Here is a 14,092-nt window from a genome sequence, read left to right as displayed (position 1 = left end):
GATTCCCCCATCCGCTATATGGTTAACGGCTTGCCCGACGTCTCCACCAAGGAATCCGTATGAGCCTGTCACTCCTGAGCCGCTACGCCTTCTTCGTCGCCTGCGTCCTGTTCACCCTCGCCAGCCTGCCTTTCCTGCGTTACGACTGGCTGTGGCCTTTCACGGTCCTCACCGCGGTACTCAGCCTGATCGGCCTCTTCGACCTGCTGCAGACTCGCCACGCGGTACGGCGCAACTACCCGATCCTCGGCAATATCCGCTACCTGGTGGAAGGCATCCGCCCGGAGATCCGCCAATACTTGCTGGAAGCCGACAGCGACGCCCTGCCCTTCTCCCGCGCCCAGCGCTCGCTGGTCTACGCCCGGGCGAAAAACGAGCAGTCGGACAAGCCCTTCGGCACGCTGATCGATGTCTACCAGTCCGGCTTCGAGTTCATCGGCCATTCCATGCGCCCGGCACCGAAGAGCGATCCCGACTCGTTCCGCATCACCGTCGGCGGCCCGCAATGCACCCAGCCGTACTCGGCCTCGGTGTTCAACATTTCGGCCATGAGCTTCGGCTCCCTCAGCGCCAACGCCATTCGCGCCCTCAACCTGGGCGCCAAGCTGGGCAACTTTGCCCATGACACCGGCGAAGGCAGCATCAGCCCCTACCACCGCGAGCACGGCGGCGACCTGACCTGGGAGCTGGGTAGCGGCTATTTCGGCTGCCGTACCGCCGACGGCCATTTCGATCCGCAACGCTTCGCCGAGCAGGCGCGCAGCCCGCAGGTACGGATGATCGAAATCAAGATGAGCCAGGGCGCCAAGCCCGGCCACGGCGGCATCCTGCCCAAGGACAAGGTCACCCACGAGATCGCCGAGACCCGTGGCGTGAGCATGGGCGAGGACTGTGTGTCGCCGTCGGCGCATACCGCGTTCACCACGCCGATCGAGATGATGCGCTTCATCGCGCAGCTGCGTGAGCTGTCCGGCGGCAAGCCGGTGGGCTTCAAGCTGTGCCTGGGCCATCCGTGGGAATTCATGGGCATCGCCAAGGCCATGCTGGAGACCGGCATCCTGCCCGACTTTATCGTCATCGACGGCAAGGAGGGCGGCACCGGCGCGGCGCCGGTGGAGTTCACCGACCATATCGGCGTACCGATGCGCGAGGGCCTGCTGTTCGTGCACAACACCCTGGTCGGTCTGAACCTGCGGGACAAGATCAGGCTGGGGGCCAGCGGAAAGATCGTCAGCGCCTTCGATATCGCCAGCGTCCTGGCCATCGGCGCGGATTGGGCCAACGCGGCGCGGGGCTTCATGTTCGCCATCGGCTGCATCCAGTCGCAGAGCTGCCACACCAACAAGTGCCCAACCGGCGTCGCCACCCAGGACGGCCTGCGCCAGCGCGCCCTGGTGGTTCCGGACAAGGCCCAGCGGGTCTACAACTTCCACCGCAACACCCTCAAGGCCCTGGCCGAAATGCTCGCCGCCGCCGGCCTGCAACATCCGTCGCAACTGGAGGCCAAGCACCTGGTGCGGCGCATGTCGGCCACCGAGATCAAACTGTTCTCCCAGACCCATGTGTTCCTCAAGCCGGGTGAACTGCTCAGCGGCGAGGTCAGCGGCGAGTTCTACCAGCGCATGTGGGCCATGGCGCGGGCCGATAGCTTCGAGCCACAGGACGAGGCCGCTTGAGAGACATCCAGTAACATCGTCACTTTGCAATATCCGGCAAAACTCCCCACCCTCCGCGCCACTGATCGGTAATGACCAGCGGCGCGGAACCCACTCGCCGACTTCGATTCTCTACTGAAATACCCTTTGCAAGAGCCTTCGCCATGACCAACGCCCGCGACCATCGAATCGACTTCTTCCGGGGGCTGGCACTGGTGTTCATCTTCTGGGACCACATTCCCGGCAACCCGCTGGCCAACGTCACCGTGCGCAACTTCGGCTTCAGCGATGCCGCGGAAATCTTCGTCTTCCTTGCCGGCTACGCGGCGGTGCTGGCCTACGGCAAGGTGGCGCAGCGTGGTGGCTGGGTGGTGGCCTGCGTACGCATCCTGCGTCGGGCATGGGTGTTGTACGTGGTGCACATCTTCCTGCTGGTGTTGCTGATGGGTATTGTCTTCGTCGCCAACAGCCATGTGGAAACCCGGGACATGATCCAGGAAATGGGCCTCTACTATTTCCTCGGCAACCCGCAGCAGGCGTTGGTGGACGAGCTGCTGCTGCGCTTCAAGCCCAACCTGATGGACCCACTGCCGCTGTACATCCTCCTGCTGCTCGGCCTGCCGCTGGTGCTGCCGTTGATGCTGCGCCGGGCCGAGTACGTGGTGGGCTTTTCCGTGGCGCTGTACCTGATGGCACCGATGTTCCAGTGGAACCTGGCGGCACAGGAAGGCGGGGTGTGGTTCTTCAATCCGCTGGCCTGGCAATTGCTGTTCATCCTCGGCGGCGCGGTGGCGATCCACTCCCAGCGCGAACAGGTGCCGGAGCTGCGGCCGGTGTGGCGACAGCCGCTGTTCATGCTGGCGGCGGGGTATCTGCTGGTGTGTGCGGCGATCGCCCTGTCGTGGCGCTGGCCCGAGGTGCATGACGCGCTGATGCCCAAGGTGCTGGCGGAGTGGTTGTATCCCATCAGCAAGACCAACCTGTCGCCGGCGCGGTTGCTGCATTTCCTCGCCCTCGCCTACTGCACGGCGCGGCTGTTGCCGAACGGGCCGTGGGTGCAAAGCTGGCTGGCGCGGCAGAGTTGCCGGATGGGGCGCTATTCGCTGGAGGTGTTCTGTCTTGGCGTGCTGCTGGCGCCGCTGGCGGACATGGCCAATGCGCTGGGGGACGACCAGTGGCCGATGCAGGTGCTGACGGCGCTGGCGGGGGTCGGGCTGATGATGGGGCTGGCGTTGTGGCTGGACTGGAACAAGCGGTTGAATCGGGTGGTGGCGGTGCAGGCTGCCTAGACTGGTGATGTTCTTCCGGGCCTCATCGCTGGCAAGACAGCGATAGGGCCCGAAAGATCAACACAAGATCAGGAAGCGGAACGCACCACCCCGGCAGCCTCATCCTTCGGCGCCAGCTTCAGCCCGTAGTACAGGGCCGTCAGCAACACCAGGAACGCCGGCCCGACATACAGCGCCACGCGGGTGTCCTCGAAGTACGCCATCAGGCCCACCACCAGGATCAGGAAGGCCAGCGCCAGGTACGAACTCAGCGGCCACAGCCACATGCGGAACTGCAGGCGATCACGCTCGGCGGTGCTCAGCCCGGCGCGGAATTTCAGCTGTGCCAGCAGGATCATCGCCCAGGTCCAGATCGCGCCGAAGGTGGCGATCGAAGTCACCCAGACGAACACCTTTTCCGGTACCAGGTAGTTGGCCAGCACGCCCAGCAACAGCGCACCGATCGACAGCAGAAGGGCATTGCGCGGCACGCCATTGCCCGAGGTGCGAGCGAACATCGCCGGGGCCTGGCCGTTCTGCGCCAGGCTGTAGAGCATGCGCCCGGTGCTGAAGATGCCGCCGTTGCACGACGACAGCGCCGCGGTGATGACCACGAAGTTGATGATGCCCGCGGCAGTCTTGATGCCCAGGCGCTCGAAAGTCATGACGAACGGGCTGCCGGCGCTGCCGATGCCATTCCACGGGTAGATCGACAGGATCACGAACAGCGCGCCGACGTAGAACAGCAGGATGCGCCAGAACACCGAACCGATCGCGTGCGGGATGGTCTTCTGCGGATTGCGCGCTTCACCGGCGGTGAGGCCGATCATTTCCACGCCGAGGTAGGCGAACATCACCATCTGCAGCGACATCAGCACACCGGTCACGCCATTGGGCATGAAGCCGCCGTTGCTCCACAGGTTTGAAATCCCCAGCGCGACACCGTCGTTGCCGAAGCCGAAGGCGATCACGCCAATGCCGCCGATGACCATGGCGATGATGGTGACGATCTTGATCAGGGCAAACCAGAACTCGAACTCACCGAACGCCTTGACCGCGACCAGGTTCACCGCGCCCATGCTGCCCAGCGCCGCCAGGGCCCAGATCCAGCGCGGTACATCGGGGAACCAGATGCCCATGTAGATGGCCACTGCGGTGATCTCCGCGACACAGGTCACCAGCCACAGGAACCAGTAGTTCCAGCCGGTGAGGAAGCCCGCCAACGGGCCAAGGTAATCCTGGGCATAGCGGCTGAAGGAACCGGCCACCGGGTTGTGCACGGCCATTTCGCCGAGGGCGCGCATGATCACCAGGATCGCCAGGCCGCCGATGATATAGGAGAGCATGATGGCCGGACCGGCCATTTCGATGGCCTTGGCCGAACCGAGGAACAAACCGACACCGATGCAGGCGCCAAGGGCCATGAGACGAATGTGCCGTTCGCCGAGTTCACGTTTGAGCGGGCCGCCCTGAACGGTCCCGTCGTGAGTGGAGGGATTGCCGACTGGCATGAGCTACAACCTCAGATTTTGTTATTGGATATGAGCATTCACGCAGGCGCACGCATCGCCGATAGGCAGGACGCGGCACCTCGCCGGACTCGACCTTGTGGGTGAATCCGTCTGCAGGCAGTCAAGGTGCCAGCAGAGCGAAGGGCGTGCAGTATAGGGAGGCGGATGCAGGAATTTTCACTATAAAAGTGCGGATATTTGGCGAGAAGTCCCGGCATAAATGCCTTTTGCGGAGTGGCATTTCCCATAAAGCTAATCGTTACGGGGGCGCGAGCACCCAATCGGGGCGCTCATGCAAACAGGGTAAATCCGGCCTCTTCCTACATCGTTTTATGAAATAACTGGCAGCTTCCAACAATTTTTTCATCACTTCCGACCAGCGTCTAAGCTTCAGACAAAGCAAGAGAAATAACGAAATCAGGCTTAAGACTATGGGCGCACAGTGGCACTCGGATCACGAAAAAAATCTGGCCCCCGCTGAGCCATCGGAACAACCGTCGCCGTCAACACCCCGTCGCCGCTCGCCATTGCGCTACCTGTGGTGGCTGATCGTCCTGATCGTGCTCGCCACCCTGGCGCTGCTCAGCTATGCCGCCTATCAAGAGATGCAGAGCTCGGCCGTGCAGTCCCGCGAGTTCAGCAAACTGGCGAAGACCCTCACCTACTCGCTGGACAAGGGCCCGAGCGACGCCATCGTCTATCCCGGCGAAGGGCCGTTCGACAAGCGCCTGGGCTACAGCGCGCTGGGCGAGTTCATCCCGCGCCTGCTCAAACGCGACTACGTGGTGGTCAACCAGACACGCTTTTCCCCGGCGCTGATGAACTACGTCGACCATGGCTTTTTCGTACCCTACACCGAGAAGATCCAGAGCGGCCTGAGCATTACGGACTGCAGCGGCGGCGCGCTCTACCAGTACCAGTATCCGCAGCACCTGTACCCGGACTTCACCTCGATCCCGCCGGTGATCGTGCACAGCCTGCTGTTCATCGAGAACCGCGACCTGCTCGACCCCAACGACCCCAACGCCAACCCGGCGGTGGACTGGCCACGCTTCGCCAAGGCCGCCTACACCCAGGTCGCCAAGTACCTGGCGCTGCCCGGCCAGTCGGCGGGGGGCAGCACCCTGGCCACCCAACTGGAAAAATACCGCCACTCACCGGACGGCCTTACCGTGTCTGGCGCAGAGAAGATCCGCCAGATGATTTCCGCCAGCGTGCGCGCCTACCAGGACGGCCCGCAAACCCTGGAAGCACGCCAGCGAATCGTCCGCGACTACCTCAACAGCGTACCGCTGTCGGCAGTGCCCGGACATGGTGAGGTGCATGGCATGGCCGAGGGCCTGCGGGTCTGGTACGGCGCCGACTTCGCCGAGGTCAACCGCCTGCTGGCGTCCACTGCCACCGACCCAGAGACCCTCGCCGCCCGCGGTCTTGCCCTGCGCCAGGTGCTCTCGCTGATGATCGCCCAGCGCCGTCCCTCGCACTTCCTGGCCAAGGGCCGCAACGAACTGGCCGACTTGACCGACAGTCATGTACGCCTGCTCGCCGCCAACAACATCATCGACAAGCCGCTGGCCGACGCCGCCCTGGCCAGCAAGGCCATCTACCGCGACTGGGTGGCGCAACCGACCATCGTGCCGATCGTCACCAACAAGGGCATCAGCGTGGCCCGCAGTCGCCTGTCGAGCATGCTCAACCGGCCGCTGTACGACCTCGACCGCCTCGACCTGTCGGCCACCAGTACCCTGCAGTCGGATCTGCAGAACCAGATCAGCGACTACCTCAAGCACCTCGCCGACCCGGAATTCGCGTCGAAGATGGGCCTGTTCGGCGAACGCCTGCTGACCCCTACCAGCACCACCCAGGTGCGCTACAGCTTCACCCTGATGGAACGCACCCCGGACGGCTCGCGGGTGCGGGTGCAGACCGACAGCACCGACCAGCCGTTCGACATCAACGAGGGCAGCAAGCTGGAACTCGGCTCCACCGCCAAGCTGCGGGTGCTGACCAGCTACCTGGAGATCATCAACGAACTGCACGACCGCTACGGCAACATGTCGGTGCCGGAACTGAAGAAAGTCCCGGTAGCCGAGCTGGACTTCATCACCCGCTGGGCCATCGACTGGATGATCCAGAGCAAGGACCGCGACATCAACGCGATGCTCGACGCGGCGCTGGAGCGCAAGTACTCCGCCAGTCCCGGTGAGGCCTTCTTCACCGGTGGCGGGCTGCATGTGTTCAACAACTTCCGCAAAGAAGACAACGGCCGCATCCCTAGCCTGAAGGACGCCCTGCGCGAATCCATCAACCTGCCGTTCATTCGCCTGATGCGCGACCTGGTGCGCTACAGCACCTACCAGGCCCCGGGCAACAGCGCCGCCCTGCTCAAGGACGATGCCGAGCCGCGGCGCCAGGAATACCTGGCCCGTTTCGCCGACCGCGAGGGCACCGACTTCCTCCGCCGCTTCTGGAAGAAGTACCAGCGCAAGACCTCTCAGGAACGCCTCGATACCTTCCTCGACGGCATGCGCGTCACGCCGATCCGCCTGGCCGCGGTGCACCGCTACCTGTTCCCGGAAGCCGACCAGGCCACCTTCAACGCCTTCGTCCGTGCCCACATGAAGAAAGAGGGGCTGGTGGGCAAGCCGGTCAGCGGCAAGAAGGATCCGCTCAGCGACGAACGCCTGGACGCCCTCTACTACGCCTACGGCCCGGGCAAGTACGACCTGCCCGACCAGGGCTTCATCGCCAAGGCCCACCCGCTGGACCTGTGGCTGCTCGGCTACCTGCTCAAGCACCCCAGCGCCAGCTTCCAGGAGGCGACGCTGGCCAGCCATTTCGAGCGCCAGGAAGTCTATGGCTGGCTGTTCAAGAGCAAGCACCAGGGCGCCCGCGATAGCCGTATCCGCACCCTGGTGGAGGTGGAGGCGTTCCTCGATATCCATGCGCGCTGGAAACGCGTGGGGTATCCGTTCGACCACCTGGTGCCGTCGCTGGCTACCGCCATCGGCAGTTCCGGCGACCGTCCGGCGGCCCTCGCCGAACTGGTCGGGATCATCCAGAACGATGGCGTGCGTCTGCCGGTATTGCGGATCGACACCTTGCATTTCGCCGCTGGCACACCCTATGAGGTGAACCTGGCCGGCGATCCGGATCGCGGCGAACGGGTGCTTACCGTGGAAGTGGCACGGGCGCTGCGCGGGGCGATGTCGCAGGTGGTGGACGCCGGTACCGCGCGGCGCGTGGCCGGGACCTTCAAGCTGGATGACGGTACCGTGCTCACCATGGGCGGCAAGACCGGGACCGGTGACAACCGTATCGAAAGCTTCGGCGCCGGTGGCCGCCTGATCGGTTCGCGCTCGCTGAACCGCACCGCCACCTTCGTGTTCTACCTGGGCGACAACCACTTCGGCACCCTTACTGCCTTCGTACCGGGGCGTGCGGCGGAGTCGTTCAAGTTCACCTCGGCGCTGCCGGTGCAGGTGCTCAAGGGCATGGCACCGCTGCTGTTGCCGTATCTCAAGCCGGGTGGCAACACCCAGTGCGCAGTGCCGCTGACGGCGGAGCCTGGGTCGAGCGTGACCCAGGCGCATTGATTCCGGATTCTGTATCGCCCTCAGGGGCCTCATCGCGGGCAACGCCCGCTTGTGTCTTCAAGTCCTCTTAAACTCAAAGGGGTGAGAGCAGTGGATGGCAGACTGAATGCCAGCGGTGCCTAAAGCACGAGTGGGAGCCAAGTCGCCATCCACCTCTCACTCTGACCAGAAGCCCGAACAGTTGGATGAGCCACGAAACTCGAAATCACAAGCTAGGGATAGGTCAGAGTGCTCTCACTTCTTGAGTGTAAGAGGGCTTGGCAATGATTTCCTACTGTGTTGGTCTCGATGTTTCGAAAGCGACTGTAGACGTGGGCTTCTTTCCCGCGAATATCTCACAGTTTCGAGTCAGCAATGACCCTGCAGGCTTCGCTCAGTTGATCGCTTGTTTGAATGAGCTTGAGGTCGAGCGGGTATTGCTTGAGGCCACCGGCGGTTATGAAAGGGCTCTATTCAGGGCCTTGCGGCTGGGCGGGCTGAACGCAGTCCGCGTCAATCCCAAACGCGCTCGTGACTTTGCGAAATCCATGGGCAGGATTGCCAAGACCGACAAGATCGACGCTCAAATGCTGGCGAAGTTTGCCAGAGATTTCGAGGACGTGCCCCAGGTTGAGCCCAACAAGGACCGAGATGAGTTGGGGGAACTGATCAAGCTGCGAGGCAGCCTGGTCAAGAGTCGGGACAGCGACAAACGCCGGATCAAACAGACCACTTGCGCTACAGCCGTATCCACTTACACCGATCACATCGCTTACCTTAACGGCCAGATCAAGGCCTTGGACAAGGCGATTGAAAATGCCTCGAACGTGCTGGACAAGGAAAAAGCCAGGCGCTTGAGATCGGTTAAAGGGATCGGGGTCATCATGTGCGGCACGCTCATGGCGCTTCTGCCAGAACTCGGAACCGTGACGGGACGCAAGATCGCGGCCTTGGCTGGATTGGCGCCCTACAACAACGACAGCGGCAAGAAGAACGGCCCCAGATCGATCGAGGGTGGACGCTATGCAGTCCGCGGCGCGACCTATATGTCGACCTGGTCGATGGTCCGGCATGATCCGGAAGTCAAAGCTGAGTATCAGGCTTTGAGAGCGCGAGGAAAGCTTCCCAAGGTCGCTGTTGTGGCATGTATGCGCAAGCTCCTGGTGCGTCTCAATGCGATGTTGAGAGACGGTAAGGAGTGGAGAGAACAGGAAGCTCAGGCATCCGCGGCCTGATAGAAACCGAGGACCATTTTTTAAAGCGGGCTTCGCCAGCGACACCGCTACGCGGTATCGCTGGCGAAGCCGTGTCTGAAGGGATCATTTGAAAATAAATCCTCAAAGACAGTTGCTCCCACAAGGTTCGGCGGCGGTGCACGCTGTCTTTGTGGGAGCGGGCGTTGCCCACGATGAGGCCCGCAAAAACACCACACCAACCCGACCTGGTCATCTCTGCGACTTGCAATAAGATATATCTTGAGTAATATCTTGAGACATATCGCAAGTAACCCAGGAGACACCCCATGCGCGACCACCACCACGGCCACCGGGAAATCGAAGGTTTCGAACGCCGTCGCGAACGCGGCGACCGCGGTCCGCGGGTGTTCGCCCCGGGCGACCTGAAGCTGCTCCTGCTGGCGATGCTGGCCGACCAGCCTTGTCACGGCTACGACCTGATCCGCCAGATCGAAACCCTGTTCGACGGCAACTACAGCCCAAGCCCCGGGGTCATCTACCCGACCCTGACCTTCCTCGAAGAAAGCGAACTGATCTGCGGCGAAACCCATGGCAGCAAGAAGCGCTACCAGGCCACCGACGCCGGTCGTGAATTCCTCAAGGAACAGGCCGTGGCCCTCGACGGCGTGCGTACTCGCATCGAAGTGAGCAAGCGCTCGCTGCGCGGTCATGACCGTCCGCCGGAGATCCACGAAGCCGTCCACAACCTGCGCCATGCCCTGCAGATGCACAGCGGGCGCTGGACCCCACAAGAAATAGAGCGGGTGCGCAACCTGCTCAACGAAACCGCGAAAGCCATCGTTGCCGGCCCGGCAAATCAACCTTCCCAGGAGCCATCCGAATGACTGCTAGCGAAAACACCATTCACCGCGTGATGCACCAGATCAAGCATCGCCAGCTGAGCGTGCTGCGGGTCATCGACCTGACCCCGCGCATGCGCCGCATCACCCTCGGCGGGGTGCAACTGCAAGGCTTCATCAGCCTGGGCAGCGACGATCACGTGAAACTGCTGTTCGCCAACAACGCCGAGGAACAGGCCGCCATGGACGCCCTCGACCTGCCCAAAGAGGGCGTCAAGCCGACCATGCGCGAGTACACGCCGCGGCGCATCGACCTGGTCGCCAACGAGCTGGACCTCGACTTCGTCCTCCACGGCGACGGCCCTGCGTCGACCTGGGCGGCCCAGGCCCAACCCGGCCACACGCTGAACATCGCCGGTCCGCGCGGCTCGCTGGTGGTGCCGGATATTTTCGACAGCTACCTGCTGGTGGGTGACGAAACCGCGATCCCGGCCATCGGCCGCCGTCTTGAAGAACTGCCGGCCGGACGCAAGGTCCTGGCGCTGATCGAAATCGAGGACGAAGAAGAACGCCAGCCGCTGCCGAGCAAGGCCGATGTCGAAGTGATCTGGATCCAGCGGCATCGCCAGGACCTGCTCAAAGTGCTGGCCGACATCAGCCTGCCGGGCGGCGAGCTGTACGCCTGGGTCGCCCTGGAAAAGGCCCTGACCCGCAAGGCCAAGGCGCTGCTGCTGGAAGAGAAAGGCATCGCCGACGACCGTATCAAGGCCGCCGCCTACTGGCGTCTCGATCCGAACGACGACGAATGACCCGGGGGTTCAGGGCCGGCACGCCAGGCGCCGGCCCTGCCAACGGTCGAGGCCGATGACGCCCAGGCCCAGCAGCAGGAACGCCACCAGCATCACCAGCGCATTGCCCAGCACCCGGGCATAGCCCAGCGCGGTGACATCGATGAACGGATAGGGATAGAAACCTATCCACTCCCCACGCAGCAGCGCATAGCCGAAGTAAGCCAGCGGATACAGCGACCAGGCCAGCAGGTGCCCGAGCCGCAGGCTGCCCTTCTCCACCCGCAGCCACCAGTACCCGGCGAACAGCACCGGCATCACGTCGTGCAGCAAACCGTCCGCCAGCCATTGCCAGCCCTGGGGTTGCCAGAGATGGCGCAGCAGCAGGCTGTAGGCAATCGCGACGAAAAGGATGCTCGCCAGCACGCCGCCCGCCACCCACGGCTCCAGCCAGAAACGTCGCGCCCGCGACTCCCGGCCAAAGGCCGCCTGGCTCAGCACCGTGGCCACCAGCATATTGCTCAGCACGGTGAAGAAACCGAAGAAGTTCACCAGCCCGCCCAGCAGGCTGGCCTGGTCCTGCCAGCGCGCGATAAGGATCAGGTACAGCTGCACCGCCAGGGCGAACCAGCCAAGCACGGCTGCGGCGCCAGTCAGCGCCTTACTGCGCGCGCTTGAGATCACGCAGCATCTTCAGATACAGGCCCTCGACCTTTTCCCGGGCCCAGGGCGTCTTGCGCAGGAAGGTCAGGCTCGACTTGATGCTCGGGTCGCTCTTGAAGCAGCGGATATCGATGCGTTGCGCCAGTCCGTCCCATTGGTAGTGAGCCACCAGCGCGGTGACGATCTGTTCCAGGGTCACGCCATGCAGCGGGTTCTTGTCAGCGGCACTCATGCCTGTCTCCAGCCAAACGAAGGTGCGCACCTTAGCCCAGTGGCCAGGTGCTGTCAGCAGTCTAGTCGGCGGCTTGCGCGGAGAGAGGATTGCATTTTGACTTCATCGCAATGTTATAGTGTAACCAAACATGACATCTGCCAAGGACCCTCCATGCGTTACCTGCCCCTTCCCCTTTCTCCCCTTGCCGTCGCCCTGTGGCTGGCGTCCGCGCCGAGCCACGCGGTGGAATTGCAGCCCCAGGTGATCACCGCCAACCCGCTGGGCAATGCACAGTTGGCAGCACCGAGCAGCGTGCTCGAAGGCGACCAACTGACCCTGGAACAGAAAGGCAGCCTCGGCGAGACCCTCAACAGCCAGCCGGGCGTGTCCTCCACCTGGTTCGGCCCGGGCGCCAGCCGGCCGATCATTCGCGGCCTGGATGGCGACCGTATCCGCATGCTGCGCAACGGCGTGGGTGCGCTTGACGCTTCGTCGCTGTCCTATGACCACGCCGTACCGCTGGATCCGGTGAACGTCGACCGCGTGGAAATCGTCCGCGGCCCGGCCGCCCTGCTCTACGGCGGCAGCGCCATCGGCGGGGTGGTCAACACCTTCGACAACCGTATCCCCACCGAAGCCATCGAAGGCATCCACGGTGCCGGCGAACTGCGCTACGGCGGCGCCGACACCACCCGCAGCAGCGCCGGCAAGCTGGAAGCCGGCGACGGTACCTTCGCCCTGCACCTGGACGCCAACAGCCGCCAGTTCAACGACCTGCGCATTCCCGGTTACGCGCAAAGCACCAAGGTCCGCGATGCCGACGAACCCGGCAGCCGCCATCGCCTGGAAAACAGCGACGGGCGCCAGGACGGCGGCGCCATCGGCGGCTCCTACACCTGGGAGCACGGCTATACCGGGCTGTCCTACAGCCGTTACGACTCCAACTACGGCTCTGTGGCCGAGCCTGACGTTCGCATCGACATGCAGCAGGACCAGTACGGCTTCGCTTCGGAAATCCGCGACCTGGAAGGCCCGTTCAGTTCGGTGAAGGTCGACCTCGGCTACACCGAGTACAAGCACCGTGAGCTGGAGGGTGGCGAAGTCGGCACCACCTTCAAGAACAAGGGCTACGAGGCCCGCATCGAAGCTCGCCACCAGCCGCTGGGGCCGGTGGAAGGGGTGATCGGCGCGCAGGTCAACCGCAGCGAATTCTCGGCACTGGGCGAAGAGGCCTTCGTGCCGCAAACCGATACCGATAGCATCTCCCTGTTCCTGCTGGAGCAATGGCAGGCTACCGAACGCCTGAACCTGAGCCTCGGCGCGCGTATGGAGCACACCAAGGTCGATCCGGACGGCAAGGACAACGAGCGCTTCGCCGACCTCGGCGGCACCAGTACCTTCAATGCCGCCAGCCTGTCTTCCGGCGCCATCTACCAACTGACGCCGGTCTGGTCGCTGGCCGCCAACTTCGGCTACACCGAACGGGCACCGACCTTCTACGAGCTCTATGCCAACGGTGCCCACGTCGCCACCGGCAGCTATGAAGTGGGTGATCCGAACCTGTCCAAGGAAAAGGCGCTGTCCGGCGACCTGGCCCTGCGCTTCGACAATGACACCCACAAGGGCAGCGTCGGCGTGTTCTACAGCCACTTCCGAAACTACATCGGCCTGCTGGCCAGTGGCGAGATGCGCGACGGTGAGGACGGCGATATCCCTGAATTCCTCTACAGCGGCGTGCGTGCGCGCTTCTACGGGGTAGAGGCGCAGGATCACTGGAAACTGCTGGAGAGTCCTTACGGCAACCTGGCCCTGGAACTGTCCGGCGACTACACCCGGGCGAAGAACCTCGACAACGGCGAGGACCTGCCGCGCATCGCACCGCTGCGCCTGAACAGCGGGCTGTTGTGGAACCTGGACAAGTGGCAGGCGCGCATCGATGTGCAGCATGCGGCGTCGCAGCACCGCAAGCCGGCCAACGAGACCAGTACCGATGGCTATACCACCCTGGGGGCGAGCGTTGGTTACAACTTCAATGTCGGTGAAAGCCAGTGGCTGGCGTTCGTCCGCGGCGAGAACCTGACGGACCAGACCGTGCGTTATGCCAGTTCGATCCTGCGGGATATCGCCCCGGCACCGGGTCGTAGCGTGGAGGTTGGTCTGCGCACGACCTTCTGACCTGAGTGAAGCCCATCGCTGGCAAGCCAGCGATGAGGCCCCTCAAGACCAGCGATTATTACCCATCCGACAACACTCCCTCACCACACCCAACCTTCCCCTCCCCGCCTTCCCCCTGTATCCTCCGCGCCGCAAGCTGAAACGCTTCACTTACCCAAACCATCCATCCCATCCTGGCGAGCCATCCCGACGCCGGGAGATTTGCCGT

10 protein-coding genes are annotated in these 14,092 nt (G+C 63.4%); 7 read left to right on the top strand and 3 right to left on the bottom strand.

Going from position 1 to position 14,092, the window contains the following annotated elements:
- The first annotated feature begins 59 nt into the window (after positions 1–59).
- Positions 60–1,676, top strand: a complete 1,617-nt coding sequence (locus tag AC5QPF_RS07110) for a glutamate synthase-related protein (protein ID WP_494962568.1) — start codon at positions 60–62, stop codon at positions 1,674–1,676.
- A 143-nt stretch (positions 1,677–1,819) separates the two neighbouring features.
- Positions 1,820–2,944 (top strand): OpgC domain-containing protein, encoded by a 1,125-nt coding sequence (locus AC5QPF_RS07105; protein WP_494962567.1) that lies wholly within the window; start codon positions 1,820–1,822, stop codon positions 2,942–2,944.
- A 68-nt stretch (positions 2,945–3,012) separates the two neighbouring features.
- On the opposite strand, the gene AC5QPF_RS07100 is transcribed toward AC5QPF_RS07105, so the two are convergent.
- The gene (locus tag AC5QPF_RS07100) at positions 3,013–4,434 is read right to left on the bottom strand and encodes an amino acid permease (RefSeq protein ID WP_494962566.1); all 1,422 of its coding nucleotides are present in this window, start codon (positions 4,432–4,434) and stop codon (positions 3,013–3,015) included.
- Positions 4,435–4,865: 431 nt separating this feature from the next.
- Between AC5QPF_RS07100 and AC5QPF_RS07095 the strand changes: the two genes are divergently transcribed.
- The 4 genes from AC5QPF_RS07095 to AC5QPF_RS07080 all read left to right on the top strand — a co-directional run bounded on the left by AC5QPF_RS07095 (position 4,866) and on the right by AC5QPF_RS07080 (position 10,853).
- On the top strand, positions 4,866–8,030 hold the full coding sequence (locus tag AC5QPF_RS07095) for a transglycosylase domain-containing protein (RefSeq protein WP_494962565.1): 3,165 nt from the start codon (positions 4,866–4,868) through the stop codon (positions 8,028–8,030).
- 263 nt (positions 8,031–8,293) lie between these two features.
- Positions 8,294–9,244 (top strand): IS110 family transposase, encoded by a 951-nt coding sequence (locus AC5QPF_RS07090; protein WP_494960164.1) that lies wholly within the window; start codon positions 8,294–8,296, stop codon positions 9,242–9,244.
- A gap of 287 nt (positions 9,245–9,531) precedes the next feature.
- Entirely contained in the window at positions 9,532–10,089 is a 558-nt protein-coding gene (locus tag AC5QPF_RS07085; protein WP_494962564.1) for a helix-turn-helix transcriptional regulator, read from the top strand.
- Positions 10,086–10,853: a siderophore-interacting protein gene (locus AC5QPF_RS07080; protein ID WP_494962563.1), complete on the top strand. Its 768-nt coding sequence runs from the start codon at positions 10,086–10,088 to the stop codon at positions 10,851–10,853. Before AC5QPF_RS07085 ends, AC5QPF_RS07080 begins: the two co-directional genes overlap by 4 nt.
- 9 nt (positions 10,854–10,862) lie before the next feature.
- Here the strand turns inward: AC5QPF_RS07080 and AC5QPF_RS07075 are convergent, their stop codons facing one another.
- Complete coding sequence (locus AC5QPF_RS07075) at positions 10,863–11,516, bottom strand: Pr6Pr family membrane protein (RefSeq protein ID WP_494962562.1); 654 nt, start codon at positions 11,514–11,516, stop codon at positions 10,863–10,865.
- A complete protein-coding gene (locus AC5QPF_RS07070; RefSeq protein WP_458975491.1) occupies positions 11,494–11,727 on the bottom strand; it encodes a VF530 family protein in 234 nt (77 codons plus the stop codon). The genes AC5QPF_RS07075 and AC5QPF_RS07070 overlap by 23 nt, the downstream gene beginning before the upstream one ends.
- A 153-nt stretch (positions 11,728–11,880) precedes the next feature.
- Between AC5QPF_RS07070 and AC5QPF_RS07065 the strand changes: the two genes are divergently transcribed.
- Positions 11,881–13,884, top strand: coding sequence for a TonB-dependent receptor domain-containing protein (locus AC5QPF_RS07065; RefSeq protein WP_494962561.1), 2,004 nt, complete (start codon positions 11,881–11,883; stop codon positions 13,882–13,884).
- The last annotated feature ends 208 nt before the right edge of the window (positions 13,885–14,092 follow it).

The organism is Pseudomonas sp. Con_6 (genome assembly GCF_059379395.1).
The sequence above is the reverse complement of the archived record's forward strand: the minus strand, read 5'-3'. Positions and strand labels throughout refer to the sequence as shown.

Bases quoted from the DNA above. Each gene is read 5' to 3' on its own strand.
- AC5QPF_RS07110 (WP_494962568.1), top strand. From the start codon at position 60: ATGAGCCTGTCACTCCTGAGCCGCTACGCCTTCTTCGTCGCCTGCGTC.
- AC5QPF_RS07065 (WP_494962561.1), top strand. From the start codon at position 11,881: ATGCGTTACCTGCCCCTTCCCCTTTCTCCCCTTGCCGTCGCCCTGTGG.
- AC5QPF_RS07080 (WP_494962563.1), top strand. From the start codon at position 10,086: ATGACTGCTAGCGAAAACACCATTCACCGCGTGATGCACCAGATCAAG.
- AC5QPF_RS07095 (WP_494962565.1), top strand. From the start codon at position 4,866: ATGGGCGCACAGTGGCACTCGGATCACGAAAAAAATCTGGCCCCCGCT.
- AC5QPF_RS07070 (WP_458975491.1), bottom strand. From the start codon at position 11,727: ATGAGTGCCGCTGACAAGAACCCGCTGCATGGCGTGACCCTGGAACAG.
- AC5QPF_RS07090 (WP_494960164.1), top strand. From the start codon at position 8,294: ATGATTTCCTACTGTGTTGGTCTCGATGTTTCGAAAGCGACTGTAGAC.
- AC5QPF_RS07100 (WP_494962566.1), bottom strand. From the start codon at position 4,434: ATGCCAGTCGGCAATCCCTCCACTCACGACGGGACCGTTCAGGGCGGC.
- AC5QPF_RS07105 (WP_494962567.1), top strand. From the start codon at position 1,820: ATGACCAACGCCCGCGACCATCGAATCGACTTCTTCCGGGGGCTGGCA.
- AC5QPF_RS07085 (WP_494962564.1), top strand. From the start codon at position 9,532: ATGCGCGACCACCACCACGGCCACCGGGAAATCGAAGGTTTCGAACGC.